Source organism: Rhodopseudomonas sp. RCAM05734 (genome assembly GCF_052658035.1).
Map to the genome: position 1 here is coordinate 1,040,444 of NZ_CP199742.1, position 25,750 is coordinate 1,066,193.

At 64.7% G+C, this 25,750-nt stretch carries 23 protein-coding genes and 1 pseudogene; 13 read left to right on the plus strand and 11 right to left on the minus strand.

Features of this window, described 5'->3' with window-relative positions; all coding sequences use genetic code 11:
* Positions 1 to 20 precede the first annotated feature (20 nt).
* Positions 21 to 1,436, minus strand: a complete 1,416-nt coding sequence (gene pyk / locus ACUXVA_RS05100) for a pyruvate kinase (protein ID WP_265081247.1) — start codon at positions 1,434 to 1,436, stop codon at positions 21 to 23.
* A 316-nt stretch (positions 1,437 to 1,752) separates the two neighbouring features.
* Here pyk and ACUXVA_RS05105 point away from each other — a divergent pair, with 316 nt between their 5' ends.
* The 10 genes from ACUXVA_RS05105 to ACUXVA_RS05150 all read left to right on the plus strand — a co-directional run bounded on the left by ACUXVA_RS05105 (position 1,753) and on the right by ACUXVA_RS05150 (position 11,054).
* A complete protein-coding gene (locus tag ACUXVA_RS05105) occupies positions 1,753 to 2,457 on the plus strand; it encodes an exonuclease domain-containing protein (RefSeq protein WP_445491123.1) in 705 nt (234 codons plus the stop codon).
* A gap of 159 nt (positions 2,458 to 2,616) precedes the next feature.
* A complete protein-coding gene (locus tag ACUXVA_RS05110; protein WP_265081245.1) occupies positions 2,617 to 3,906 on the plus strand; it encodes a glutamate-5-semialdehyde dehydrogenase in 1,290 nt (429 codons plus the stop codon).
* A 30-nt stretch (positions 3,907 to 3,936) separates the two neighbouring features.
* Positions 3,937 to 4,563 (plus strand): nicotinate-nucleotide adenylyltransferase, encoded by a 627-nt coding sequence (locus ACUXVA_RS05115; RefSeq protein ID WP_445491126.1) that lies wholly within the window; start codon positions 3,937 to 3,939, stop codon positions 4,561 to 4,563.
* A 371-nt stretch (positions 4,564 to 4,934) separates the two neighbouring features.
* Positions 4,935 to 5,291: a ribosome silencing factor gene (gene rsfS, locus ACUXVA_RS05120; RefSeq protein WP_265083505.1), complete on the plus strand. Its 357-nt coding sequence runs from the start codon at positions 4,935 to 4,937 to the stop codon at positions 5,289 to 5,291.
* A gap of 59 nt (positions 5,292 to 5,350) precedes the next feature.
* The gene (gene rlmH, locus ACUXVA_RS05125) at positions 5,351 to 5,833 is read left to right on the plus strand and encodes a 23S rRNA (pseudouridine(1915)-N(3))-methyltransferase RlmH (protein WP_265081244.1); all 483 of its coding nucleotides are present in this window, start codon (positions 5,351 to 5,353) and stop codon (positions 5,831 to 5,833) included.
* Positions 5,834 to 5,979: 146 nt separating this feature from the next.
* Complete coding sequence (locus ACUXVA_RS05130) at positions 5,980 to 7,239, plus strand: murein hydrolase activator EnvC family protein (RefSeq protein ID WP_445491128.1); 1,260 nt, start codon at positions 5,980 to 5,982, stop codon at positions 7,237 to 7,239.
* Positions 7,236 to 8,624: a S41 family peptidase gene (locus ACUXVA_RS05135; protein ID WP_265081243.1), complete on the plus strand. Its 1,389-nt coding sequence runs from the start codon at positions 7,236 to 7,238 to the stop codon at positions 8,622 to 8,624. Before ACUXVA_RS05130 ends, ACUXVA_RS05135 begins: the two co-directional genes overlap by 4 nt.
* Positions 8,625 to 8,759: 135 nt before the next feature.
* A complete protein-coding gene (locus tag ACUXVA_RS05140) occupies positions 8,760 to 9,968 on the plus strand; it encodes a divergent polysaccharide deacetylase family protein (RefSeq protein ID WP_265081242.1) in 1,209 nt (402 codons plus the stop codon).
* A gap of 83 nt (positions 9,969 to 10,051) precedes the next feature.
* Positions 10,052 to 10,555, plus strand: a complete 504-nt coding sequence (locus ACUXVA_RS05145) for an RNA pyrophosphohydrolase (protein ID WP_265081241.1) — start codon at positions 10,052 to 10,054, stop codon at positions 10,553 to 10,555.
* A 7-nt stretch (positions 10,556 to 10,562) separates the two neighbouring features.
* Positions 10,563 to 11,054, plus strand: a complete 492-nt coding sequence (locus ACUXVA_RS05150; RefSeq protein WP_265081240.1) for an RNA pyrophosphohydrolase — start codon at positions 10,563 to 10,565, stop codon at positions 11,052 to 11,054.
* A gap of 140 nt (positions 11,055 to 11,194) precedes the next feature.
* Here ACUXVA_RS05150 and ACUXVA_RS05155 read toward each other — a convergent pair whose 3' ends face one another.
* The 5 genes and pseudogenes from ACUXVA_RS05155 to ACUXVA_RS05175 form a co-directional block, all read right to left on the minus strand.
* Positions 11,195 to 11,602 (minus strand): F0F1 ATP synthase subunit epsilon, encoded by a 408-nt coding sequence (locus ACUXVA_RS05155; RefSeq protein WP_265081239.1) that lies wholly within the window; start codon positions 11,600 to 11,602, stop codon positions 11,195 to 11,197.
* Between the two features lie 85 nt (positions 11,603 to 11,687).
* On the minus strand, positions 11,688 to 13,130 hold the full coding sequence (gene atpD / locus ACUXVA_RS05160; protein WP_265081238.1) for a F0F1 ATP synthase subunit beta: 1,443 nt from the start codon (positions 13,128 to 13,130) through the stop codon (positions 11,688 to 11,690).
* A 60-nt stretch (positions 13,131 to 13,190) separates the two neighbouring features.
* A pseudogene (locus ACUXVA_RS05165) lies at positions 13,191 to 14,073 on the minus strand (F0F1 ATP synthase subunit gamma).
* A gap of 121 nt (positions 14,074 to 14,194) precedes the next feature.
* Positions 14,195 to 15,730 carry a F0F1 ATP synthase subunit alpha gene (gene atpA / locus ACUXVA_RS05170; protein ID WP_265081236.1) on the minus strand — a complete coding sequence of 512 codons (1,536 nt, stop codon included), beginning with the start codon at positions 15,728 to 15,730 and terminating at the stop codon, positions 14,195 to 14,197.
* Positions 15,730 to 16,290 carry a F0F1 ATP synthase subunit delta gene (locus ACUXVA_RS05175; RefSeq protein WP_265081235.1) on the minus strand — a complete coding sequence of 187 codons (561 nt, stop codon included), beginning with the start codon at positions 16,288 to 16,290 and terminating at the stop codon, positions 15,730 to 15,732. The genes atpA and ACUXVA_RS05175 overlap by 1 nt, the downstream gene beginning before the upstream one ends.
* A 662-nt stretch (positions 16,291 to 16,952) precedes the next feature.
* On the opposite strand from ACUXVA_RS05175, the gene ACUXVA_RS05180 reads away from it, so the two are divergent.
* Positions 16,953 to 17,498: a septal ring lytic transglycosylase RlpA family protein gene (locus ACUXVA_RS05180; RefSeq protein WP_265081234.1), complete on the plus strand. Its 546-nt coding sequence runs from the start codon at positions 16,953 to 16,955 to the stop codon at positions 17,496 to 17,498.
* A 112-nt stretch (positions 17,499 to 17,610) separates the two neighbouring features.
* Here ACUXVA_RS05180 and ACUXVA_RS05185 read toward each other — a convergent pair whose 3' ends face one another.
* Complete coding sequence (locus ACUXVA_RS05185; RefSeq protein ID WP_265081233.1) at positions 17,611 to 19,815, minus strand: primosomal protein N'; 2,205 nt, start codon at positions 19,813 to 19,815, stop codon at positions 17,611 to 17,613.
* A gap of 334 nt (positions 19,816 to 20,149) precedes the next feature.
* On the opposite strand from ACUXVA_RS05185, the gene ACUXVA_RS05190 reads away from it, so the two are divergent.
* Positions 20,150 to 21,133, plus strand: a complete 984-nt coding sequence (locus ACUXVA_RS05190) for a tyrosine recombinase XerC (RefSeq protein ID WP_445491134.1) — start codon at positions 20,150 to 20,152, stop codon at positions 21,131 to 21,133.
* A 106-nt stretch (positions 21,134 to 21,239) separates the two neighbouring features.
* On the plus strand, positions 21,240 to 21,830 hold the full coding sequence (locus ACUXVA_RS05195; RefSeq protein WP_320109737.1) for a DUF4337 domain-containing protein: 591 nt from the start codon (positions 21,240 to 21,242) through the stop codon (positions 21,828 to 21,830).
* A gap of 158 nt (positions 21,831 to 21,988) precedes the next feature.
* On the opposite strand, the gene ACUXVA_RS05200 is transcribed toward ACUXVA_RS05195, so the two are convergent.
* From ACUXVA_RS05200 to ACUXVA_RS05215, 4 genes are read right to left on the minus strand one after another with little or no spacing between them, the layout of a single operon-like run.
* Positions 21,989 to 22,888 carry an alpha/beta fold hydrolase gene (locus ACUXVA_RS05200; RefSeq protein WP_265081232.1) on the minus strand — a complete coding sequence of 300 codons (900 nt, stop codon included), beginning with the start codon at positions 22,886 to 22,888 and terminating at the stop codon, positions 21,989 to 21,991.
* 19 nt (positions 22,889 to 22,907) lie between these two features.
* On the minus strand, positions 22,908 to 23,435 hold the full coding sequence (locus ACUXVA_RS05205) for a hypothetical protein (RefSeq protein ID WP_265081231.1): 528 nt from the start codon (positions 23,433 to 23,435) through the stop codon (positions 22,908 to 22,910).
* A gap of 40 nt (positions 23,436 to 23,475) precedes the next feature.
* Positions 23,476 to 24,879, minus strand: coding sequence for a dihydrolipoyl dehydrogenase (lpdA, locus tag ACUXVA_RS05210; RefSeq protein WP_445491137.1), 1,404 nt, complete (start codon positions 24,877 to 24,879; stop codon positions 23,476 to 23,478).
* Positions 24,880 to 24,918: 39 nt separating this feature from the next.
* Positions 24,919 to 25,674, minus strand: coding sequence for an SDR family oxidoreductase (locus ACUXVA_RS05215; RefSeq protein WP_265081229.1), 756 nt, complete (start codon positions 25,672 to 25,674; stop codon positions 24,919 to 24,921).
* Positions 25,675 to 25,750: the final 76 nt, after the last annotated feature.

Genomic DNA, 25,750 nt, shown 5'->3' on the forward strand with positions numbered 1-25,750 from the left:
AGGCCGTTGCGGGCTGCGCGTCAGCCGACCTGGACGACGCGCAAATTGTTGGTGGTGCCGGCTTCGGCGAACGGGATGCCGGCGACCACGACGATGGCGTCGCCCCGCTTGGCGAAGCCTTCCGCCAGCGCCGTCTGCGTCGCCTTGTCGACCATTTCCTCATAGGTATGGATGTCTTCCGACAGCACGCTGTGCGCGCCCCACAGCAGGCAGAGCTGGCGCGCGACCAGCTGTTCAGGCGTGATCGCAAGAATGGAGACCTTGGGTCGCTTGCGGGCGATGCGCGCCGCAGTGGTGCCGCTGGAGGTAAAGGCAACGATCGCAGACGCATGCAGCGCGGCGGCGAGATCCGCACCGGCAGCGGCCACGGCATGCGGCGGGGTTTCCTCTTCACCCGGCTGCGAGGCATCGAGGATGGGACGATACAGCTTGTGTCGTTCGGTGCTCTCGATGATGCGGCTCATCATCTCCACCGCCTCGCGCGGATAGGCGCCGCTGGCGGATTCGGCCGATAGCATCACCGCATCGGCGCCGTCATAGATTGCGGTGGCGACGTCGGAAGCTTCGGCGCGCGTCGGCGTCGGTGCAGCGACCATCGAATCCAGCATTTGCGTCGCGACGATCACTGGCTTGCCGGCGAGGCGGCAAGCCCTGACCAGCTCCTTCTGGCGCCCCGGCACATCCTCGTGTGGAATTTCCACGCCGAGATCGCCACGCGCCACCATGATGGCGCCGGACAGCCGGATGATGTCGTCGATGTGCTCCAGGGCCGCCGGCTTCTCGATCTTCGACATGATGCCGGCGCGATCGCCGACCAGCGCACGCGCCTCGATGACGTCGCCGGGCTTCTGCACGAAGGACAAAGCGACCCAGTCGACGCCGAGTTCGAGCCCGAAGGCGAGGTCGGCGCGGTCCTTGACCGTCAGCGGCGACAGGTTGAGCACCGCACTGGGCACGTTGACGCCCTTGCGGTTGGAGATGGTGCCGCCGGTGATGATCTTGGCATCGATGAAATCGCCGCCGATGCCGGTGACGCGGACGCGAATCCGGCCGTCGTCGATCAGCAGGTCGTCGCCCGGCGTGACGGCATCGAAGATTTCCGGATGCGGCAGCGGGATCGACATCTTGTCACCGTCGGACCCCGACAGCACGAAGCGCACCGCTTCGCCGGCAACGACCGCGAACTTGCCGTCCCTGATGGTGCCGACCCGGATCTTCGGACCCTGCAGGTCCTGCAGGATGCCAATTGGGCGGCCGACCTTGGTTTCCAGCGCCCGGATCGCGGCATGGACGTTGGCGTGGTCCGCATGGGTGCCGTGGCTGAAATTCAGCCGGAACGTATCGACCCCGGCGAGGAACAGTTGCTCCAGCATTTCCGGGGAGCCGCTCGCGGGCCCCACTGTGGCGACGATCTTGGCCCGGCGATTGCGGCGCATGCTATTTCGGCCGGTAGGCCGTCCCTGGTGACCGGATTGGGTCTGTTATTGTTGACACTGAGGCCATGCGGGCCGGTTAGAATCAGCCCGCCGGATACGATCACCAGATCATAGCCGTGTCGTGTGGCAAAGGCGTGCACAGGGGCCGCCTTTGCGGGTAAATGCCGCGCGCAGGCGCCGCGCGGCGCCCTCGCAGGACCGCAATGCCGGGCCCCAAGCCTTTGAAGTGGCGAGCGAATCATCGACAATGCGGCAGCAGGAGGCTGCTCGATCCCTGCGATCGACGACGCCACCCCGACCCAAGGAGCTTGACCGCGTGCGCTTCAGAGTGATCGACATCGAAACCACCGGCCTGATGCCGCCCGCAGAAGTCATCGAAATCGGTTGCGTGGATGTCGTCGCCGAGAATGGCGTCATCGCCATCGAACCGCCGCGGTCGCAACTGTTCAGGCCGCTGCACGGCATTTCGCCGGAAACCATGGCCGTCCATCACATCACCGAACGGGATTTCCAGCCGGATACCCTGACCTGCAGCGACGCCCTGCTGTTTGCGCTGGTCAATGCCTACCCCGCGCCGGACGTCCTGGTCGCGCATAATTGCGAATTCGAGCAGCGCTTCATTTCCGGCTTCGCCAGCAACGGGCTGCCGTGGATCTGCACCCACAAGGCCGCGCTGCGGGTCTGGCCGGATGCGCCGCGGCACTCCAACCAGGTACTGCGCTATTGGCGCGGGCTGGTGCTCGACGAAGCGATGGCCATGCCGCCGCACCGCGCCGGTCCCGACGCCTGGGTGACGGCGCATCTGCTGGCGGAAATGCTCGAAGACGCCTCCGCGGATGAGATGATCGAATGGGCGTCGCAGCCGGGCAAGCTGCCGAACATCACTTTCGGCAAGCACAAGGGCACCCGCTGGCCCGACGTGCCAACCGACTATCTGCACTGGATGACCCGACAGAAGGACATGAATGCCGATGCGGTGTTCTGCGCCAACGAGGAGATCGCGCGCCGTAACGCGGGCTAGATGCCCGGGCGTTCCCCGCGAAACTGGGACATTTGGGCTCTTCTTGGCATCTCTTGGCATCGAAGTAGCAAAATACCTCGATTTTCCCGCACGATGGCTCGCCTCGCCGGGCCTGCCCGCCTATGTTATCGTGACACCGAAAACTTGCCTGGATTTCCCATGACTGCCCTGAAAGCCGTTGACGCCGGAGCCGACCTGACGTCGCTGATGACCGACCTTGCCCGGGGCGCGCGCGCCGCGGCGCGAGTGCTGGCGCTCGCCCCGACCGCACAGAAGGACCGGGCGCTGGAGGCTATCGAGCGCGCTATCCGCGCCGGGGCGTCGGCAATCCTCGCGGCCAACGCCGAAGATGTCGCCGAGGCCCGCGCCAGCGGCGCCACCTCGGCCTTCATCGACCGGCTGACCCTGACCCAGGCCCGCGTCGACGCGATGGCCGACGGCGTCCGCACCATCCGTGACATTGCCGACCCCGTGGGCACCGTCACCGAGAGCTGGCAGCGGCCCAACGGCATGACCATCGAACGCGTCCGGGTGCCGCTCGGCGTCATTGCGGTGATTTTCGAGAGCCGCCCCAACGTCGCCGCCGACGCCGGCGTGCTGTGCCTGAAGTCCGGCAACGCCGTGATCCTGCGCGGCGGCTCCGACAGTTTCCGCTCCTGCCGCGCCATCCATGCCTGCCTGACGCAGGGCTTGCGCGAGGCCGGCCTGCCTGAGGCCGCGATCACTTTGGTGCCGACGCGCGATCGCGCCGCAGTGGGATTGCTGCTGACCGGATTGAACGGCGGTGTCGATGTGATAGTGCCGCGCGGCGGCAAGAGCCTCGTCGCCCGCGTCGAGGCCGAAGCGCGGGTGCCGGTGTTCGCCCATCTCGAAGGCGTCAACCACGTCTATGTCGACCATGCCGCCTCGCTGGAGATGGCCAGGTCGATCGTGCTGAATGCCAAGATGCGCCGCCCCGGCGTCTGCGGCGCGGCGGAAACGCTGCTGGTCGACCGCGCGGTGGCCGCGACCCATCTCAAGCCGCTCGTCGAGATGCTGATCGACGCCGGCTGCGAAGTGCGCGGCGACGCTTCTGTGCAAGGCATCGACGCACGCGTGAAGCCTGCGACCGACGAGGACTGGGACACCGAATATGAAGACGCAATCATCGCTGCCCGCGTTGTCGATGGCGTGAGCGGCGCGTTGCTGCATATCCAGCAGCACAGCTCGCATCACACCGACGCCATCGTCACCGAGGACGCCGCGACGGCCGAGAGATTTCTCAACGAGGTCGATTCGGCGATCGTGCTGCACAACGCCTCGACGCAGTTCGCCGACGGCGGCGAGTTCGGCTTTGGCGCCGAGATCGGCATCGCCACCGGGAAATTCCACGCCCGCGGCCCGGTCGGCGCCGAACAGCTCACCAGTTTCAAGTACCGGATTCACGGCACCGGACAGACCCGGCCGTGATCATTTCAGTTTGTGCGTTTGGAGACTGACTTGGCGCCACCTTCAGTCTCCGCCCACGGTATTCCGTTTCATACCGACGGCATGCGCATCGGCCTGCTCGGCGGCTCGTTCAACCCGCCGCACGCTGCGCATCGCGCCATCAGCCTGTTCGCCATGAAACGGCTGCAGCTCGATCGGGTCTGGTGGCTGGTGTCGCCGGGCAACCCGCTGAAGGATCCGGGCAACCTGCACGATCTCGCCGAACGCGCCGCCGCCGCGCGGCGGGTCGCCAACGATCCGCGCATCGACGTCACCTGCCTCGAATCGGTGATCGGCACGCGCTACACCGTCGACACCATCAACTACCTGCGCCGCCGCTGTTCGGGCGCGCGCTTCGTCTGGATCATGGGCGCCGACAATCTCGCGCAATTCCACAAATGGGAAAACTGGCAACGAATCGCTGCCGAAGTACCGTTCGCGGTGATCGACCGGCCGCCACAAAGTTTCCACGGGTTGGCCGCAACGGCGTCGCAAGCCCTGGCGCGCTACCGGATACCGGAAACCGCCGCCGCCACCCTCGCCGATCGCGCGCCCCCGGCCTGGGTCTTCCTGACCGGCATGAAACTGAATTTGTCGTCCACCCGGTTGCGGAACCCGGACGGCAGCTGGAAAACGTGATATAGTCGAGAAAATCGCGGTCTGGCTGGTTTCTTGAAACCGTCAAGACCACATGCCTAATATGAGCGGGCGCCCTCGATTCGGCGCTCGCGATACAGTGAAAGGAATGGTCCCTGGCCACATCTGTATTGTCCAAGTCTGTTTTGCCGAAGGCTGGCAAGGCATCGACTCGTAAGACACCCGCCCCGAAGACTTCAACGACCAAGACTTCGGATCTCAAGACTTCGGACCTGAAGGTCCTGGCGACCAAGGCTGCAAAGCCCAAGGCCGCTGCCAAGGCCCCGGCTTCCAAGACCTTGAAAGCCAAGGCTTTAAAGCCTGCAACGACAAAGCCGAAGATCGCCAAGAAGGGGTCCATCGCTCCCGCCGCTGTGGAAGCACAGTCGGAGGCCAGCAAGACCCTGAGCCTGATCCTCGCCCGCCTCGACGACATGAAGGCCGAGGAAACCGTGACCATCGACCTGCGCGGCAAATCGGCGTTCTCCGACTACATGGTCGTGACCTCCGGCCGGTCGAACCGCCACGTCGGCGCCGTCGCAGAAAACCTCGCCAAGGGCCTCAAGGAAACCGGCATCAAGAAGATCCATGTCGAGGGTCTGCCGAACTGCGACTGGGTGCTGATCGATTCCGGCGACGTGATCGTTCACGTTTTCCGGCCGGAAGTGCGCGAATTCTACAACCTGGAACGGCTGTGGTCGCAGACCCCGACGCCGCTTCAGGTGGTCTGAGCAACGGTTCGGGCCATCCTCGCCATGTGCAACGATGGCGCGCGTGATAGCGTGCGTCCATGCGTCTGATGTTGATTTCGATCGGCCGGCTGAAGCAGGGCCCTGAGCGCGAACTCGCGGAGCGCTATCGCGAGCGATTTGACGATATCGGCCGCAAGCTCGGCTTTCGCGGCCTCGATATTCATGAACTTGCGGAAAGCCGCGCCCGCGATGCCGCCACCCGGATCCATGAGGAAGCCGCGGCGATCGCGGCGCTGATCCCCGACAAGTCGGTTCTGGTCGCGCTCGACGAGCGCGGCAGCAATATCGACAGCCCGACTTTCGCCCGCAATCTCGGCCGCTGGCGCGACGAGTCGGTGTCACATAATGTTTTTGTCATCGGCGGTGCGGACGGACTTTCGCCCGATTTGCGGCGCAAAGCCAAGATTACCATGGCATTCGGCGCGGCGACCTGGCCGCACCAGATGGTGCGGGTCATGGTTCTTGAACAGATTTACCGGGCGGCGACGATTTTGGCCGGCCATCCCTATCACCGCGTTTAGCAAGGTCTGAACTCTCGATGCGGGCCCCGCGGCAATCCGATTGGTTTCCAAGCGCTGTCCGCCGCGGGCCGTCGTTTTCCGGCCGCTTTCCGCTGTCGCTGCTGCTGGCGTCGGCCAGCCTGGCGACAGCCGTGGCGGCACCGGCCGTGGCGCAGACCGCCCCGCCAACGGTGCAGCAGGTCAACGCGCCGCCGACGGAACTGATCCGACAGCGCGAACAGGAGCTTGCGGCCGCCCGCGCGCAGCAGCAGAGCGCCGCCGAATTGCGCGAAAAGCTCAAGGCCGACATCGCCGCGCTCGGCCAGGACCGCAGCAAGCTGACCCAGCAGGTGATCGACATCGCCGCACGCGTGCGCAGTGTTGAAACCCGGATCGAGGATGCCGAGACACGGCTGCGTCCGCTCGATGCGCGCGAGCAACAGATTCGCGCATCGCTAGACGCTCGCCGCGCCGAAATCGCCGAAGTGCTGGCCGCGCTGCAGCGCGCCGGACGGCGCGCACCGCCGGCGCTTCTGGTACGCCCCGAAGACGCGCTGAAATCGCTGCGCACTGCCATTCTGCTCGGATCCGTCGTGCCCGAGATGCGCGGACGCGCCGAAAAGCTGGTCGACGATCTCGGCGAGCTTGTGACTCTGCGCAAGGCTATCGGTAGCGAACGCGACCAACTGGCACTCGATCGCGACAAGCTCAAGGACGACCAGACCCGCCTCGCGTCCTATGTCGACGAACGCCAGAAGAAACAAAGCGTCGCAGAGAAGGATATGGAGGCGGAGGCTGCACGCGCGCTCACGCTCTCCAAGCAGGTAGACAGCCTGCAGGGCCTGATCGCGAAAATGGAGCTGGACGTCAAGAGCGCCGCGAAGGCCGCCGAGACAGCCAGCCTGCAGGGGGCACCGGCGGCGCTCGGCAATGGCAAACCGAATCTGGGCGGCCTCAAGGACGCCGGGCGACTCAGTCCGGCCATCGCTTTCGCCTCTGCCAAGGGACTGTTCGCGCTTCCGGTCAACGGCACCCGGATCCGCAATTTCGGCGGGTCCGACGGCGTCGGTGGCGTCGAAAAAGGCATGTCATTGTCCAGCCGGCCCGGTGCCCAGGTCACAACACCGTGTGACGGCTGGGTTGTCTATGCCGGCCCATTCCGCAGCTACGGACAACTCTTGATCCTCAACGCCGGTGGCGGGTATCATGTCCTGATCGCCGGGATGGAGCGAATTTCGGTGAACATCGGCCAGTTCGTGCTGACGGGGGAACCGGTGGCGGTCATGGGATCGACCTCCCGGGTAGCCTCCATTCTCGCGGCCGATGTCAGCCAGCCTGTGCTCTATATCGAGTTCCGTAAGGACGGTACTCCCATTGATCCTGGCCCATGGTGGGCCGCAAACGAAGGCGAAAAGGTTCGCGGATGATGCGCAAGACTTCAATAATCCTGCTGAGTGCTGCCACCGGCGCCGCCTTGACGCTGTTCGTGACCCAGCCGCGCGCTGTGTTCATGGGGACGAGCGCACGCGCTGCCACGTCCGATACCTATCGCCAGCTCAATCTGTTCGGCGATGTGTTCGAACGGGTGCGCAGCGACTATGTCGAGAAGCCCGATGACAGCAAGCTGGTGGAGTCGGCGATTTCCGGCATGCTCACCGGCCTCGATCCGCATTCGAGCTACATGGACGCCAAGAGCTTCCGCGACATGCAGGTGCAGACCCGCGGCGAATTCGGCGGCCTCGGCATCGAAGTCACCATGGAAGACGGCCTGATCAAGGTGGTGTCGCCGATCGACGATACGCCGGCGTCGAAGGCCGGCATCATGGCCAATGATATCATCACCAGCCTCGACGACGAAGCCGTGCAGGGCCTCACTTTGAACCAGGCCGTCGAGAAGATGCGCGGCCAGGTCAATACCAAGATCAAGCTGAAGATCGTCCGCAAGGGCAAGGACGATCCGCTCGACGTCACCCTGGTGCGTGACAACATCCGCGTCCGCTCGGTGCGCGCGCGCGTGGAAAGCGATGACATCGCCTATATCCGCATCACCACCTTCAACGAGCAGACCACTGAAGGCCTGAAGCGCGAGATCGCGGCGCTGACCACGCAGATCGGCGCCGACAAGATCAAGGGCTTCATCATCGATCTCCGCAACAATCCGGGCGGCTTGCTTGAAGAAGCCGTCACCGTCTCGGATGCGTTCCTGGAGCGCGGCGAGATCGTTTCGACCCGCGGTCGCAACGCCGAGGAAACCCAGCGCCGCACCGCGCACGCAGGCGATCTCACCAAGGGCAAGCCGGTGGTCGTGCTGATCAACGGCGGCTCCGCCTCGGCGTCGGAAATCGTCGCCGGCGCATTGCAGGACCATAAGCGCGCCACCACCATCGGCACGCGTTCGTTCGGCAAGGGATCGGTGCAGACCATCATCCCGCTCGGCTCCGGCAACGGCGCGCTCCGCCTCACCACGGCGCGCTACTTCACGCCGTCGGGCAAGTCGATCCAGGCCAAGGGCATCGTGCCCGACATCGAGATCACCCAGGATGTGCCCGACGAATTGAAGTCGCGCACTGATACCAAGGGCGAAGCCTCGCTGCGCGGCCACTTGAAGAACGACGGCGACGAGAAGACCGGCTCGCAGTCCTACGTGCCGCCGGACGTCAAGGACGACAAGGCGCTGAAGGCGGCGGCCGACCTGCTGCACGGCATCAAGGTCACCGCCAACACCACCGCGCCGGCAGCGGCCGATACGGCCAAGGCAGCCGACCCCAAGGCGAAGCCGGCCGACGATACGCCGGCCAGCAAGAAGAACTGAGTTCCCGGCATCGGTGGATTTGAATCGGGCGGCCTGCGGGCCGCCCTTTTTGTTGCCGCCAGCCATTGGGGATCCAGACGGTGCCGCCGGTTTGAATGGGCGTGGTATTGTCTCCCCGGCTGATTCGGGAGATTCATGGCATTGTCGACGGACGATCTGAGCACCCCGCTTGGACAAAAATCGACGCGCAAGCGGCGGTTCCGGCTGCCGTTCACGGCCACGCAGGCGCTCGCCGTGATCCTTGGCCTGTTTCTGGTCGGCTTCGTCGGCTTTGCCATTTTCAACGACGATCCGATGGGCGGCGAACCAAGCGTCCGCGTCGCGATCGCTCCGGGCAAACCGGCCGGCGAGAAAGCTGCTGCCGCTCCGCCGGCAAAGGCCGAAGCGAAGCATGACAGCGAGCCGGCCAAGGCAGCCGCCACCGCAGGGCAGAAGACCGTCACCATCATCGACGGGTCGAGCGGCGCCCGCCACGATGTCGTCCTGCCCGCCGACGGAAGCGGCAAAAGCGAGCCGGATGGCCCGCTCGCAGCGCCCACGGGAATCGTTCCCCGCCTGCTGGAGAAGACTCGCTACGGCATGGTCCCGGTGGCGGCAGATGGATTGAAGCCACTCACCGCCTATGCCGCCGGCTCCGATGCCGACCGCGCCAAGGGTGCGCAGGTTCCGAGCATTGCCATCGTGATCGGCGGTCTCGGCGTCGGCGCGGCGAAGACCACCGATGCGATCATGAAGCTGCCGGCAGCGGTCACGCTGGGCTTCACGCCCTACGGTTCGGACCCCGGCAAATTGGTGGAGCGCGCCCGCGCCCAGCACCACGAAGTGCTGCTGCAGGTGCCGATGGAGCCGTTCGACTATCCCGACAACGACCCCGGCCCGCAGACCCTGCTGGCCACCGCCAGCACCGAACAGAATCTCGACCGGCTGATGTGGCACATGAGCCGATTCCAGGGCTATGTCGGAATTGCCAATTTCATGGGCGCGCGTTTTGTCGCCACCGATACCGCGATGCAGCCCGTGATTGGCGACGCCGCCAAGCGCGGGCTCGGTTACTTCGATGACGGATCGACGCCCCGCAGCACCGCCGGGGTTGTCGCCGAGGCGCTGGCCATGCCGTTCGCGCGCGCCGACCTCACCATCGACGCGGTGCCGAGTTCGGCGGAGATCGACCGCGCGCTGGCCAAGCTCGAGACCCTGGCAAAAGAGCGCGGCACGGCGATCGGCGCCGCCTCGGCGCTGCCGATCTCCATCGAGCGCATCGGAGCCTGGGCCAAAGCGCTGGAGAGCCGCGGTGTGTTGCTTGTGCCATTGACAACAGCCATGCTGAAATCAAAATCAAGCTAGGGCGTTGATGGGCTAAGGTGAATTCGGCGCGGCCGAATCGCCTCATATATCCGGCTCGAACCAACGCGAGAGGCATTGACGGAATGGCGCGCTACGAAGACCTACCGTACCGAACTTGCGTTGGAATGATGCTGCTTAACCCGGAAGGCCTTGTTTTCATCGGCCGCCGCTCGGGCGGCATCGAGCACGTCGATGAAACCCACGTCTGGCAGATGCCGCAGGGCGGCGTCGATCCCGGGGAGGACACTTGGGAAGCCGCCAAGCGCGAGCTCTATGAGGAAACCAGCGTTCGTTCGGTGGAGAAACTGGGCGAGGTCCCGGACTGGCTGATCTACGACATCCCGCGCACTGTCGCCGGCCGCGCCTGGAAAGGCCGCTACCGCGGCCAGCGCCAGAAGTGGTTTGCCGTGCGCTTCACCGGCAATGACAGCGAGATCAACGTCACTCATCCGCCGGCCGGCCACAAGGCCGAGTTCGTGAACTGGCGATGGGAGCCGATGAAGAATCTGCCGGAGCTGATCGTGCCGTTCAAGCGTCCGGTTTACGAACGGGTGGTGAAGGAATTTTCCCGGTTGTCGGGTAAATAATCAGGCCATGACCGAGAAGCCCTATCGCCCCAATGTCGGGGTCGCGCTGTTTAATGCGGATGGTCTGGTCCTGATCGGGCGGCGCTTCAAGGACGATGGCCCCGAGATCATCCTGCCCGGGCTGGAATGGCAGATGCCCCAGGGCGGCATCGACGCCGGCGAGAATCCACGCGACGCGGCGATGCGCGAGTTGTGGGAAGAGACCGGCGTGGTCAACGCCGATTATCTCGATGAGACGGACTGGCTGACCTACGACTTCATCCCGTTCGACGATCCGACGCACCGCTTCGGAAAATTCCGCGGCCAGCGCCAGAAATGGTTCGCGCTGCGCTTCACCGGCCGCGACGACGAGGTCGACCCGCTGGCGACACGCAACGGCCAGCCGGCCGAGTTCGATTCATGGCGTTGGGAGAAACTCGACGGCGTCGCTGACTTGGTCGTTCCGTTCCGTCGCGAGGTGTATCGCGCGGTGGCGGAGCGATTTGCGAAATTTGTGTGAGCTGGGTGTTGTGAGCCACAAACTCTGCTGTCATCACCCGCCTTGACCGGGTGATCCAGTAGACGGAGCCGTCACGGCTTTATCTGCGATGCCGGTGATTACTGGGTCGCCCGGACAAGCCGCGCGACGACAGTCCGCGCTTAGTGCATCGCCGTCGAGTTGACGTGCATCTGGATGGTCTTGAAGTGGTCGAGGCGCTCGATGGCGCGGTCGAGCTGCGACCCTTCCTTCTCGGCCAGCTTGGCTTCCATGGCGGCGATCTGGTCGGCCAGCGCGGCGCGATCGAGATCCTGCATGGAGGTGGCGACGTCGGCCAGCACGTTGAGGCCCTTGTCGGACACTTCGGCGAGGCCGCCGAGCACGATGATCATCTGCTTGATGCCGCCCGACGTGATGGTCAGGATGCCCGGACGCAGCGCCGCAACCATCGGCGCCGCACCGGCCATCACGCCGAAATCGCCTTCGGCGCCGGGGATGTCGACCTGATCGACTTCACCCGAGAAGGCAAGCTTTTCAGGCGAAACAAGATCGAAGTGGAAGGTGGCCATGAGATACCTGCGTGCAGCAATAACAAACAATCAGAGAGGAAGCAGCGAACACGCCTGAGGTCGTTCGCTGCTTTCCGTTGGTCTCTTAAGCGGCTTCGGCAGCCAGCTTCTTGCCCTTTTCGACGGCCTCTTCGATGGCGCCGACCATGTAGAAGGCGGCCTCCGGGAGGTGGTCGTACTTGCCTTCGCAGATTGCGCGGAAACCCTTGATGGTATCGGCGAGGTCGACGAACTTGCCCGGCGAACCGGTGAAGATTTCAGCGACGAAGAACGGCTGCGACAGGAAGCGCTCGATCTTGCGGGCGCGGGCGACGGCGAGCTTGTCCTCTTCCGACAGTTCGTCCATGCCGAGAATGGCGATGATGTCCTGCAGCGACTTGTACTTCTGCAGCACCTGCTGGACCATGCGCGCGGTCTGGTAATGCTCCTCGCCGACGATCAGCGGCGAAAGCATGCGCGAGGTGGAGTCGAGCGGATCCACCGCGGGGTAGATGCCCTTTTCCGAAATCGCGCGGTTCAGCACGGTCGTTGCGTCCAAATGCGCGAACGAGGTTGCAGGTGCCGGATCGGTCAAGTCGTCGGCCGGCACGTAGATGGCCTGCACCGAAGTGATCGAACCCTTATGCGTGGTGGTGATGCGTTCCTGCAGCGCGCCCATGTCGGTCGCCAGGGTCGGCTGATAACCCACCGCCGAGGGGATGCGGCCGAGCAGAGCGGACACTTCCGAACCCGCCTGGGTGAAGCGGAAGATGTTGTCGATGAAGAACAGCACGTCCTGGCCCTGGTCGCGGAAATGTTCCGCGACGGTCAGGCCCGACAGCGCGACGCGCATGCGGGCGCCCGGGGGCTCGTTCATCTGGCCGAACACCAGCGCGCACTTCGACTTCACCGACGGATCGGGATTGTGCGGATCGGCGTTGACCTTGGACTCGATGAACTCGTGATAGAGATCGTTGCCTTCGCGGGTACGCTCGCCGACACCGGCGAACACCGAGTTGCCGCCGTGCGCCTTCGCGACGTTGTTGATCAGTTCCTGGATCAGCACGGTCTTGCCGACGCCGGCGCCGCCGAACAGGCCGATCTTGCCGCCCTTGGCGTAAGGCGCCAGGAGATCGACGACCTTGATGCCGGTGACGAGAATTTCAGCCTCGGTGGACTGCTCGGTGTACATTGGCGCTTCCTGATGGATCGCGCGCATGCCTTCCGAAGCGATCGGACCGCCTTCGTCGATCGGCTCGCCGATCACGTTCATGATGCGGCCGAGGGTGCCGACGCCGACCGGCACCATGATCGGGTTGCCGGTGTCGGTGACTTCCTGGCCGCGGACCAGACCCTCGGTGGTGTCCATCGCAATGGTGCGCACCGTGGATTCGCCGAGATGCTGGGCGACTTCGAGCACCAGCTTGTTCTTGCCGTTCATGGTGGTGACGGCGCTGAGAATCGCGGGGAGCGCGCCTTCGAACTGCACGTCGACGACGGCGCCGATGACCTGGGTGATGCGTCCGGTCTGGTTGGCGGGGGTAGCCATGAAAACTTCTCCTTGAAGTCCAAAACTTGAAACGACGGCCTTGCGACCGGAATGCTGTTGTTAGATCGCCTCGGCGCCGGAGATGATCTCGATCAGCTCCTTGGTAATCATCGCCTGGCGGGTGCGGTTGTAGATCAATGTCTGCTTGCGGATCATGTCGCCGGCGTTGCGCGTGGCGTTATCCATCGAGCTCATCTGCGCGCCATAGAACGACGCATTGTTCTCCAGCAACGCGCGGAAGATCTGCACCGCGAGATTGCGCGGCAACAGGCCGGTGAGGATCTCGTCTTCGGCGGGTTCGTATTCGTAGATCGGCTTCGGCGCATCGCTGGCCGCGGCCGGCGCCTGCACCACCAGCGGAATGATCTGCTGCGCGGTCGGGATCTGCGCGATCACCGTCTTGAAACGCGAGAAGAACAGGGTGCAGACATCGAACTCGCCATTGTCGAAGCGGGCGAGAACCTTCTTGGCGATGTCCTCGGCATTGACGAAGCCGAGCTGCTTCACCGAACGCAATTCGAGATGCTCGACGATCTGCTTGTCGAAGGTACGGCGCAGGCTGCTCGTAGCCCTTGCGGCCGACGCAGAAGAACTTGACCTCTTTGCCCTGATTCATCAGCGCCAGCGCGCGTTCGCGCGCGAGGCGTACGATCGAGGAGTTGAACGCGCCGGACAGGCCGCGCTCGCCGGTGCAGACCAGCAGCAGGTGAACCTGGTCACGACCGGTGCCGCCCAGCAGCGCCGGGCCGGTGCCGGATCCGGCGGCCGCGCCGGCAATGGAGGCGATGACCGCATCCATCCGCTCGGCGTAAGGCCGCGCAGCTTCGGCAGCCATCTGCGCGCGGCGCAGCTTCGACGCCGCCACCATCTGCATGGCCTTGGTAATCTTCTGCGTCGCCTTGGTGGAGGCGATGCGGACGCGCATGTCTTTAAGTGAAGCCATTCTCAGTCCACCCCGGCGATCAAGCCCTCGGCCCGATCGCAAACCTCTCGTTCGTGACGCGCAGCCTCGTGCCGCGCATCAAACGTGGATGGCCGGCACAAGGCCGGCCATTTCGGCAAGTTTAAGCAGCGTAAGTCTTCGCAAAGCCTTCGACGACGGCCTTGAGCTTGGCGGCGACGTCGTCCTTGAGATCACGGCTGTCGCGGATCGCTTCGAGAACGTCGACGTTCTTGCCGCGCAGCAGCGACAGCAGGCCGTCTTCGAAGCCGCGCACCTTGGCGATCGGCAGATTGTCGAGGTAGCCGTTGGTGCCGGCCCAGATCACGCAGACCTGCTCTTCCATCTTCAGCGGCGAGAACTGCGGCTGCTTCAGGAGTTCGGTCAGGCGGGCGCCGCGATTCAGCAGGCGCTGGGTCGAGGCGTCGAGATCGGAGCCGAACTGCGCGAACGCCGCCATTTCGCGGTACTGCGCGAGCTCGCCCTTGATCTTGCCGGCGACCTTCTTCATCGCCTTGGTCTGCGCGGCGGAGCCGACGCGCGACACGGACAGACCGACGTTCACGGCCGGACGGATGCCCTGGAAGAACAGGTCAGTCTCCAGGAAAATCTGGCCGTCGGTGATCGAAATCACGTTGGTCGGGATGTAGGCCGACACGTCGTTGGCCTGGGTTTCGATGATCGGCAGCGCCGTCAGCGAACCATTGCCCTGGGAATCGTTGAGCTTCGCAGCGCGCTCGAGCAGGCGCGAGTGAAGATAGAACACGTCGCCGGGATAAGCTTCGCGGCCCGGCGGACGGCGCAGCAACAGCGACATCTGGCGGTAGGCGACGGCCTGCTTCGACAAATCGTCATAGATGATGACGGCGTGCATGCCGTTGTCGCGGAAGAATTCGCCGATGGTGCAGCCGGTGAACGGCGCGATGTACTGCATCGGGGCCGGATCGGACGCGGTGGCGGCGATGACGACGGAATATTCCAGCGCGCCCTGCTCCTCGAGCACCTTCACGAACTGCGCGACGGTGGAGCGCTTCTGGCCGATCGCGACGTAGACGCAATACAGCTTCTGGCTTTCCGGAGCGCCGGCAACGTTCAGCGACTTCTGGTTCAGGATGGTGTCGAGGGCGATCGCGGTCTTGCCGGTCTGACGGTCACCGATGATCAGCTCGCGCTGGCCGCGGCCGACCGGGATCAAAGCGTCGACCGACTTCAGGCCGGTGGCCATCGGCTCGTTGACCGACTTGCGCGGGATGATGCCCGGCGCCTTGACGTCGACGCGCATGCGCTTGTCGGCCTGGATCGGGCCCTTGCCGTCGATGGGGTTGCCGAGCGCATCGACGACGCGGCCGAGCAGACCCTTGCCGACCGGCGCGTCCACGATGGCGCGGGTGCGCTTAACGGTCTGACCTTCCTTGATCTCGCGGTCAGCGCCGAAGATCACGATGCCGACGTTGTCGGTTTCGAGATTCAGCGCCATGCCGCGGGTGCCGTTTTCGAACTCGACCATTTCGCCCGCCTGGACGTTGTCGAGGCCGAAGACGCGGGCAATGCCGTCGCCGACGGACAGAACCTGTCCAACTTCGGAAACTTCAGCTTCCTGGCCGAAGTTCTTGATCTGATCCTTGAGGATCGCGGAAATTTCCGCGGCGCGGATGTCCATCAGCCTGCCTCTTTCATCGCGTGCTTAATCGAGTTGAGTTTGGTGCGGAGCGAAGAGTCCACCATGCGGCTGCCGAGCTTGACGACAAGCCCGCCGATGATGGCCGGATCGATCTTCACGTTGAGCGCGACATCCTTGCCCGTCACTGATTTCAGCGCGGTCTTGAGGGCGTCGAGATTCTTGTCACTGAGCGGCTCGGCGACGGTAACGTCTGCCGTGGCCTCGCCCTTGAACTTGGCCACCAGCGCACGGAAGGCGCGGATCACATCGCGGACCGCGAACAGCCGGCGATTGGCGGTGAGAAGCTTGAGGAACTTGGCGCTGATGCCGCCGATGCCGGCCTTGTCGAGAACGGCGGACAAAGCCTGGGACTGGACTTCGGCGCCGAAGACCGGGCTGCGCACCAGCCGGGTCAGGTCGGCGCTGTCGGCCAGCATGGCCTCGAACTTGGTGAGATCGGCCATCACCGCATCGACGGACTTTTCATCGCGCGCGAGGTCGAACAAGGCCGTCGCATAGCGACCGGACACTCCCGAAACTGACGGATCTTCTGCTGCCACTACTGCGCTCTTCAGGCTGTCAAATCCGCAAGGGAATAACTATCGCCAGAATACGGCGCCTAGCGATCCAAGTCCTTGGAATTCAAGCGGGACTTCGATTTTCGAGCCGCAGCGTCGTGCCCCGGCCCGTCCAAATCGCGGCTTTGCTAACATAGCGCGCGCGCGGGTGCAACGCGGCGAAGACGATTGGCGATGCCTTGTCGCAGCCTTGCGCAAGAATCGTTTCCCGAGGGCGGGCGGCCCCTGGGGCTTCGCCCTGCTCCGGATTGCAACGCAGCCGAAGCGCGTTGCCGGATGCCGGGATCCGGCACGCGACCTGAAAACCGGGATCGCCGACCGAGCACCGCCAGCGCGACGCCTTTGTCGCCCGGCCAGCGCCAAGGTTCACTCAACATGACATTTACTTGTCAAAGTCCGGCGATTCCACAGAACGACTTAGCTCTTCAGTAAAGCAAAGTAATAAAAAGTAATATCACCGACAATAATTCAGCAATCGATAGGTATCAACGTCCCGCCGATCGGTCAAAAGATGTTTCAGCTCGTAATGGAACGAATTGCCCGCCTAGATTACGCCTCATTAACCCTTCAACGGTGCAGCCATCAACGGGACGGGGGTTCCACTTGTCGCATTTGCGATAATACTGTCTGAGGATCGATTTAATATGCTGCAATATGGAATTTCAAAATTGGGCAAGCTGCCCCGGTCGCACTCCGCACTTGCCATGCTCGCCGCGACCCTTGTTCTGGGCGGGTCCATTTCGGAAGCTTCGGCCAAATCCCGGCACCATCACGGCCAGCGCCATCACGTTCATCACCGCCACCACGGCCACCATGTCAGCAAGGCTTCGCCGCTCGACGCCAATGCGTCGATCCCGTCGCTGTTCGAGAGCGCCGTGCAGGCGCCGGTCCGCGCTTTGGCCAGTGCCGGCCGCAGCTTTGCCGGCATGGCCTCGTATTACGGCAACGAAGCCGGCAGCCGCACCGCCTCGGGCCAGCGCTTCAACCAGGGCGCCATGACCGCCGCTCATCGCTCGCTGCCGTTCGGCACCAAGTTGCGTGTCACCCATGGCGGCCGCAGCGTCGTCGTCACCATCAACGACCGCGGCCCGTTCATCCGTGGGCGCGTGCTTGACCTCTCCAAGGGCGCTGCCAGCGCCATCGGCCTGACCAGCCGCGGCGTCGGCCGCGTCGTCGCCGAGGTCATGTAAGCAACATCACAGCAAGCCGGCTGATCTTTCGGGTTCAGTAAGCGTTGCGTTGAGTAACAAAGCCTGCCGTCAGCGATGACGACAGGCTTTGTTGATCGACGCACAACCGTCATTACAGAAAACTCTGCGGATCGACGTCAACTTCGAGCTTCAGATTGCCCGATGTCTTCGGCCCGGCCGCGAGCCACTGGCGCAGATAGCTGGACAGATCGACGTTGCGCGGCGACTTCACCAGAATGCGGAATCGATAGCGGCCCTTGATCACCGCCAGCGGCGCCTCCGCCGGTCCCAGCACCAGCACCCGTTCGTCGATCGGCGCGACGCTGACGAGTTTCCGCGCAAAACCTTCCGCGCTCGGGCGATCGCCGGCCGAGATGATCAGGCTGGCCAAGCGGCCGAACGGCGGATAGCCGGCGCGCTCGCGCGCCTCGATCTCGGTGGCGTAGAAGGCTTCGCGATCGGCGGCCACCAGCGCCTTCATCACCGGGTGTTCGGGCTGATGGGTCTGCAGATAGCCGACACCCCTGCCCTGCTCGCGGCCGGCGCGGCCGATCACCTGGTTGAGCATCTGGAAGGTGCGCTCGGCGGCGCGCGGATCGCCATTGCCGAGCCCGATATCGGCATCGATCACCCCGACCAGATTGAGCCGCGGAAAGTTGTGGCCCTTGGCCACCAGTTGGGTGCCGATGATGATATCGACGCGGCCCTCGGCGATCTCGGTCAGCTCGGCGCGCATGGCATCGATCGAGGTGACGAGGTCGCTCGACAGCACCATGGTGCGCGCCTCGGGAAACAGCTTTGACGCCTCTTCCTGCAGCCGCTCGACGCCGGGGCCGATCGCCGCCAGGGATTCCTCGACGCCGCAATGCGGGCAGAGATGCGGACGCGGCGTCGAGAAGCCGCAGTGATGGCAGACCAGCCGCTGGCGAAACCGGTGATCGACCAGCCAGGCATCGCAAATGTTGCAGGAGAAGCGGTGGCCGCAACTGCGGCACAGGGTCAGCGGCGCGTAGCCGCGGCGATTGAGGAACAACAGCGCCTGTTCCTTGCGCTCAATGGCAAAGCCGACCTGCTCGGCGAGTTGCTGCGAGATGAAGTGGCCGCGCATCGGCCCCTGACTGCGCAGATCGATCGCCTCGATGTGCGGCATGTGCTGGCCGCCGAACCGCGACGGCAGCGCGACGCGCTGGTAGCGGCCCTTGCGCGCATTGACCTCGCTTTCGACGGAGGGCGTCGCGGAGGCCAGAATGATCGGGATTTTGGCCAGGTTGGCACGCACCACCGCCATGTCGCGGGCGTGATAGTGGGCGCCCTCGCTCTGCTTGTAGGCTTGGTCGTGCTCCTCATCGACGATGATCAGGCCGAGTTTGGCATAGGGCAGGAACAGCGCCGAGCGCGCGCCGACCACCACATGGGCCTCGCCGCTGGCGATGGCCGCAAAGTTTCGCGCCCGGGTGCGCGGCGTCAGTTCGGAATGCCATTCCAGCGGGCGAACACCGAAGCGCAGTGCAAAGCGATCGAGAAATTGACCGGTGAGCGCGATCTCCGGCATCAGGATCATCACCTGCTCGCCACGGCGGATGGTCTCCGCCACCGCCTCGAAATAGACTTCGGTCTTGCCGGAGCCGGTGACACCGTCGAGCAATGCCACATGAAACGCGCCGCTGGCGGCCAGCGTCTGCAGTGCGGTGGCGGCGGCGCGCTGTTCCGGCGAAAAATCCGGCTCGCAAAACAGGGGATCCGGTGCCGGCGGCGCCGATGGTCGCGCCATCGCCTCGACCACCAGCGTGCCCTCATCGACCAGCCCGTCGATGACGCCGCTGCCGCAGCCGGCTTCCTTCACCAGATCCGACTTGGCGTGCAGCAGCCCGTCGGACAGGATCTCGATCAGGCGCTGGCGCGCCGGGGTCATGCGCTTTGGCGCCTCGCCCACCAGCCGCACGCCGAGCCTCACCCTTTCGGGGCCGAGTTCGCCCATGCGCAGCGTCATCCGCAGCACCATGCCCCGTGCGGAGAGCGTGTAATTGGCGACCCAGTCGACCAGGTCGCGCAATTCCTGCCGAAAGCGCGGCACGTCGAGTTTCTCGCCGACATCCTTCAGCCGGTTGTGCAGCCGCGGATCGGGATTGGGGTTTTCCGCCCACACCACGCCGACCACGTCGCGGGCGCCGAGCGGCACGGTAACGACATCGCCGGGCTGCAGGTCGACGCCCCGGGGCACCCGATAGGAATAGGCCTGGTTCAGCGCCACCGGCACCAGCACGTCGACCACGCGCGGCGCCAAAGACGGGAACAGACTGGGCGCGGAATCGTCCATGGAAGAATCGGGCTCTGCGGGAGGTGGGGCTAACTTAAGGACTGGCGGGGGCAAATAGAAGCCGCGCCTTTTCCCTCTCCCCGCCCGCCTAGCGAAGCTTCGCTAGGCGGGGAGAGGGTGGATCGAACACGCGGAGCGGGTTCGAGACGGGTGAGGGGGACTATCGAGTAAAACACCGGCTCCCCCTCACCCGGAGTCCTTCGCTTCGCTCAGGACTCCGACCTCTCCCCGCAAGCGGGGCGAGGTAAGGAAGCGCGACCGGTTCACCAAAGTGAAACGCGGTCTGTGTGTTAATATGCCCCTGTTCGCGCATCGCGCCTTGCAAGGCAAACTCATGGCCAAGCCGATTTCTGCCAAGCCGATCTCGCCCGCCCCCATCGAAATGGCCTGCGCCGACGAGAGCACGTCGCTGCAGATGACGCGCTGGCTGTCGCATCTGCGCGCCGAGCGGCGGCTGTCGCCGAAGACGCTGGAGGCCTATGCCCGCGATGTCCGGCAATTCCTGGGCTTCCTCGCCGAACATTGGGGCACGCGCGTCACCCTGTCACGCTTCGCCGCGCTCGAAGCCAGCGATGTCCGTGCCTTCATGGCCTCGCGCAGGGCCGACGACATCGGCGGTCGTTCGCTGATGCGGGCTTTGGCCGGAATGCGTTCGTTCGGGCGTTTCCTGGAACGCGAAGGCCAGGGCAGCGTCGGCGCCCTTTCCGGCATTCGCGCGCCGAAGATCGGCAAGAGCCTGCCGAAGCCGATCCAGATGGCCGCCGCCCGCCGGCTCACCGACGCCGACGAACGCGCCGGGGAGAATCGCGAACCGTGGATCTGGGCCCGCGACGCCGCCGTGATGGCTCTCTTATATGGCTCCGGCCTGCGCATTTCCGAAGCGCTCGGCCTGAAGCGCCGCGAGGTGCCGGCGCCGGGCGCCGGCGACGTGCTGATCGTCAACGGCAAGGGCAACAAGACCCGCATGGTACCGGTACTGCAGAACGTGCTGGCGCTGATCGCCGACTACGCGAAAATGTGCCCGCATCCGCTGGCGCCGGAAGGCCCAATGTTCGTCGGCGCCCGTGGCGGCCCGCTCTCGCCGCGCATCATCCAGCTCACCATGGAGCGGCTGCGCGGCGCCTTGGGGCTGCCCGACAGCGCCACGCCGCACGCGTTGCGGCACTCCTTCGCAACCCATCTGCTGACCCGCGGCGGCGACCTGCGCGCGATCCAGGAGCTCCTTGGCCACGCCTCGCTATCGACCACACAGATATATACCGGCATCGACACCGAGCGGCTGTTCGAAGTGTACCGGACCGCACATCCGAGGGGGTGAGCACGTCTGGCGTTCGGGTGTCGTCCAATCGTCATCCGGCAGCCCCTTGCGCGGCGCGCCCGGTTCGGTCAAATCGGTGTTCCAATCAACCGGAGAGGGGTCCCCGATGAGCGCGCACGAGAGTATGGAGCACGCCGAACACGCCGAGCATGCATCCGGATCGAACAAGAACATCGCGTTGCTGATTGCGGTGATCGCGCTGTTCCTGGCGCTGTCGGAAACCCTCGGCAAGGGCGCGCAGACCGAATCCATCAGCAAGAACGTCGAGGCGTCCAACCTGTGGGCGTTCTTCCAGGCCAAGAGCATCCGCCGCACCGTGGTGCAGGCGACCTCGGACCAGGCCCGCTTGAGCCTCGGCCAGATGGGCGACGATGCCGCCAAGGCCGCGCTGACCAAGCAGATCGAGGACTGGAAGAAGACGGCGGACCGCTACCGTTCGGAGCCGGAGACCGGCGAAGGCTCGGAGCAGCTCGCCGCCCGCGCCAAGGAAGCCGAGCACGCCCGCGACTTGGCGATGGCCCGCTATCATCATTACGAGGTCGCCTCTGCGGCGTTCCAGATCGGCATCGTGCTGGCGTCGGCCACTATCATCACCGGCATGATCGCATTGGCCTATGTGTCCGGCTTCCTCGCCATCGCCGGCATCGCCTTCACCCTGATCGGCCTGTTCGCGCCGCACGCCGTGCATCTGATGTGAGCTACTCGCTTGCCCCGGGCGCGATGCAACCTAGCGAAGCGAAGCTTCGCGCGGCAGTGTTGCTTCGCAGAGCCGGGGCCGTTCCGGGCGCCGGCGTTTGAAACGATCCCGGTTCTGAGCAGCAGCACTTCGTGCTGCTGCGCGCCCGGGAAACACAACTACGCCTGCTTCCTGCACATCTCGATCACAGCATCCGCAAATGCACGCGGATCTTCCTGCGGCACGTTGTGGCCGACACCGGGCAGGACACGACGCTCATAGTCCGACGTAAAATGCCGGCCGTGATTATCCGAACCATGCACCGGCATCACATTGTCATCGGCGCCGTGCAGCGCGATGGTCGGGACATCGATGGCCGGTTGTGCGGCGAGACGGGTTTCCGACAGTAGATAGCGCGGATCGCCAGCCACACTGCCCGTGCGATGTTGGTAGGAGTGGATCACGACATCGACGAAATCGTCGTTGTCGAAGGCCGATGCCGAGCGGGCAAAAGTGGCGTCGTCGAACGCCCATGACGGCGACCACATCTTCCACAGCAGCTTCGCCACCGCCGCACGGTTCTGCGTCAAGCCATTGCGGCCGCGCTCGGTGTTGAAGTACCAGACATACCACATGCGCGCTTCCTGCTCGGGGTCGGCCGGCCGCGCGGAATTCGGGATGTCCTGAACGTTGTAGGCGGTGCAACTGACGAGACCGTGGACCCGCTCCGGCCACAGCGCCGACACCACGCAAGCGGCGCGGCCGCCCCAGTCATAGCCGGACACGACCGCTCTTTCGATCCGCAGCGCATCCATCAATTCCAGCAAATCCTCGCCCAGCGCGGCCTGCTGGCCGGAACGGATGGTGTCTGCGGAAAGGAATCGCGTCGGGCCGTAGCCGCGCAAATAGGGCACGATCGTGCGATAGCCGGCAGCGTTGATCAGCGCCACGGCATCGTCATAGCCGCGGACATCGTAGGGAAAACCGTGCAGCAGGAGAACCGGCAGGGTGCCTTCCGGGCCGCTGTGCTCATAGGCGACATCAAGCAGCGACGTTCGCACGCGGGCAAGTTCAGCCACGACGACCTCCCGTTACGACCTACCTGGCATGGGCGCGGCTGCGCATACGCTGGATCATCCGCAGCCAGCGCGATGACGAGCCGGAGCGAACCATCGTCATGATCGATTTGATCCGCGCCGTGACGGGCGCGACCAGCTCGCCGGCGCGGCGGCGAATATCGAGGATCAACTCATACAGCCTGCGGAACCAGACCAGTTGCAACAGCTTCGACCGCGTCACGTCGAAGATGAAGGCCAGCACACCGAGACCGATGAACTTCGACGCCACAATCAGCGCGATGGCAGCGATCCAGTAGTGGTGCGTGAGCAGCCAGACCTCGACCAGTTTCAGCGGAAACAGCAGCAGCAACGGGATCGCGAATACCACCAGCGTCTGCGCCGGCGACAGCCGGTTGACGCACGCTGCCAGCCACGCCTTGAACGCGCGCAGCGGAATCAGTGCCACGACGCGCGCGACAATGGGCTCGAGATGATCCCACAGCCACGCCTCGATCAAGAAGATCAGCGCAAGCAGCACCAGAAACGGTTGAAGCAGGCGACGCATCATCGCGCGTTGTCCCCCCGCCCGGCGCTGCGCCGGACGCCATTCACATATGGATGGCGCGTTTGCCCACCGCAAGCGCGGCTTCCTTGACCGCCTCGGACCGGGTCGGATGGGCGTGGCAGGTGCGCGCCAGATCCTCGGCGGAGCCGCCGAATTCCATCAGCACGCAGGCCTCGTGGATCAACTCGCCGGCCTCGAGGCCAATGATGTGCACGCCGAGCACGCGGTCGGTCTTCGCATCTGCGAGAATCTTCACGAAGCCATCGGTGCTCTGATTGACCTTGGCGCGACCGTTGGCGGTGAACGGAAACTTGCCGACGGTATAGGCGATGCCGGCCTGCTTCAGCTCTTCCTCAGTCTTGCCGACCGAAGCCACTTCGGGCGTGGTGTAGACGACGCCGGGGATGACATCATAGTTCACATGACCGGCCTGGCCGGCGAGGATCTCGGCGCAGGCGACGCCTTCGTCCTCGGCCTTGTGCGCCAGCATCGGACCGACGACGACGTCGCCGATGGCATAGATGCCCTTCACGCTGGTCGCGAAATGGGCGTCGGTCTTGACCCGGCCGCGCTCATCGAGCACCACGCCGGCTTCCTTCAGCCCGAGGCCTTCAGTGTATGGAATGCGGCCGACCGCCACCAGGACGACATCGGCCTCGATGGTCTCCGCCGCGCCGCCGGCGGCAGGCTCGACCTGCGCCTTCAGCCGCTTGCCTGACGAATCGATGCTGGTGACCTTGGCGCCGAGCTTGAAGACAAAGCCCTGCTTCTCGAGGATGCGCTGGAAGGACTTCGCGACCTCGCCGTCCATGCCGGGCAGGATGCGGTCGAGGAATTCCACCACGGTAACTTCAGCGCCGAGGCGGCGCCACACAGAGCCGAGCTCGAGGCCGATCACGCCGGCGCCGACCACGATCATCTTCTCCGGCACCTTGTCGAGCGACAGGGCGCCAGTGGACGAGACAATGCGCTTCTCGTCGATCTCGATGCCCTTCAGCCGGGTCACGTCGGAGCCGGTGGCGATCACGATATTCTTGGTTTCCAGCACCTGGGTCTTGCCGTCGGCGCCCTTGACCTCGACCTTGCCGGTTCCGAGCACCTTGCCGGTGCCCATCACCACGTCGACCTTGTTCTTCTTCATCAGGAAGTCGACGCCCTTGACGTTGCCGTCGATGCCCTGCTGCTTGAAGGTCATCGGCTGCGGCAGGTCGATCGTCGGCGCGGGCACCTTGATGCCCATCTTGGCGAAGCCATGACCGGCCTCCTCGAACATTTCGGAGGCATGGAGCAGCGCCTTCGACGGCATGCAGCCGATGTTCAGGCAGGTGCCGCCAAGGGTGGCGTTTTTCTCGACGACGGCGACCTTCATGCCAAGCTGCGCCGCGCGGATCGCGCAGACATAGCCGCCGGGACCGGTGCCGATGATGATGAGATCGTAGGAGGCCATGGTGAGATCCTGTCTTCAGATAGATGGGGTGTCGACGACCTAGCGGCCGCCGGACACGTCGAGAATGGATGAGGTGACGTAGGACGCCTCGTCCGACAGAAGCCAGACGATGGCGTTGGCGATTTCATCGGCGGTGCCGACGCGTTTCATCGGCACGAGGCCGGCCATGCGATGCGCGCGATCGGGCTCGCCGCCGGACGCGTGGATCTCGGTGTCGATCAGGCCGGGCCTGATGCCGACGACACGAATGCCTTCGTTGGCGACCTCCTGGGACAGGCCGACGGTAAAGGTGTCGATGGCGCCCTTCGAGGCCGCGTAGTCGACATAGGTGTTTGCCGCGCCAAGCTTCGCCGCCACCGACGACAGGTTGACGATGACGCCGCCCTGGCCGCCATGCTTGGTCGACAAGCGCTTCACTGCCTCGCGGGCGCACAGAAAGCTGCCGGTGACGTTGACTGCCAGCATGCGCGCGATGCGCTCGGCGGTCATGTCCTCGACGCGAATGGAGGGGCCGACAATGCCGGCATTGTTGACCAGCGCGCCGAGCGGACCGAAGGCGTCGGCCGCCTTGAACAGCGCCAGGATGTCGGCCTCGCTGCCGACGTCGCATTTCACGGCGATCGCCTTGCCATTGCCGGCTTCGATCGCCGCCACGACTTCATTCGCCGCCGCCTCGTTGCTGGCATAGCCGACGACGACCTTGAAGCCGGCGGCAGCGGCCTTCAACGCAGCGGCGCGGCCGATGCCGCGACTGCCGCCGGTGATGATGACGACGCTGTTGGGGTCAGCACTCATGCAAGCAGCTCCGGCTTCGATTGGCGCCGTCACGCCCGTTCTGTTGGCGGGCATCCACATCTTGCCGGCAAACGGA

Excerpts from the sequence above, each read along its gene's own strand:
- atpD (WP_265081238.1), bottom strand. The coding sequence starts at position 13,130 with ATGGCTACCCCCGCCAACCAGACCGGACGCATCACCCAGGTCATCGGC.
- ACUXVA_RS05135 (WP_265081243.1), top strand. The coding sequence starts at position 7,236 with ATGATGCGCAAGACTTCAATAATCCTGCTGAGTGCTGCCACCGGCGCC.
- ACUXVA_RS05110 (WP_265081245.1), top strand. The coding sequence starts at position 2,617 with ATGACTGCCCTGAAAGCCGTTGACGCCGGAGCCGACCTGACGTCGCTG.
- ACUXVA_RS05185 (WP_265081233.1), bottom strand. The coding sequence starts at position 19,815 with ATGGACGATTCCGCGCCCAGTCTGTTCCCGTCTTTGGCGCCGCGCGTG.
- ACUXVA_RS05155 (WP_265081239.1), bottom strand. The coding sequence starts at position 11,602 with ATGGCCACCTTCCACTTCGATCTTGTTTCGCCTGAAAAGCTTGCCTTC.
- ACUXVA_RS05145 (WP_265081241.1), top strand. The coding sequence starts at position 10,052 with ATGGCGCGCTACGAAGACCTACCGTACCGAACTTGCGTTGGAATGATG.
- ACUXVA_RS05205 (WP_265081231.1), bottom strand. The coding sequence starts at position 23,435 with ATGATGCGTCGCCTGCTTCAACCGTTTCTGGTGCTGCTTGCGCTGATC.
- pyk (WP_265081247.1), bottom strand. The coding sequence starts at position 1,436 with ATGCGCCGCAATCGCCGGGCCAAGATCGTCGCCACAGTGGGGCCCGCG.
- ACUXVA_RS05180 (WP_265081234.1), top strand. The coding sequence starts at position 16,953 with ATGCTGCAATATGGAATTTCAAAATTGGGCAAGCTGCCCCGGTCGCAC.
- atpA (WP_265081236.1), bottom strand. The coding sequence starts at position 15,730 with ATGGACATCCGCGCCGCGGAAATTTCCGCGATCCTCAAGGATCAGATC.
- ACUXVA_RS05195 (WP_320109737.1), top strand. The coding sequence starts at position 21,240 with ATGAGCGCGCACGAGAGTATGGAGCACGCCGAACACGCCGAGCATGCA.
- ACUXVA_RS05150 (WP_265081240.1), top strand. The coding sequence starts at position 10,563 with ATGACCGAGAAGCCCTATCGCCCCAATGTCGGGGTCGCGCTGTTTAAT.
- lpdA (WP_445491137.1), bottom strand. The coding sequence starts at position 24,879 with ATGGCCTCCTACGATCTCATCATCATCGGCACCGGTCCCGGCGGCTAT.
- ACUXVA_RS05190 (WP_445491134.1), top strand. The coding sequence starts at position 20,150 with ATGGCCAAGCCGATTTCTGCCAAGCCGATCTCGCCCGCCCCCATCGAA.
- ACUXVA_RS05215 (WP_265081229.1), bottom strand. The coding sequence starts at position 25,674 with ATGAGTGCTGACCCCAACAGCGTCGTCATCATCACCGGCGGCAGTCGC.
- rlmH (WP_265081244.1), top strand. The coding sequence starts at position 5,351 with ATGCGTCTGATGTTGATTTCGATCGGCCGGCTGAAGCAGGGCCCTGAG.
- ACUXVA_RS05140 (WP_265081242.1), top strand. The coding sequence starts at position 8,760 with ATGGCATTGTCGACGGACGATCTGAGCACCCCGCTTGGACAAAAATCG.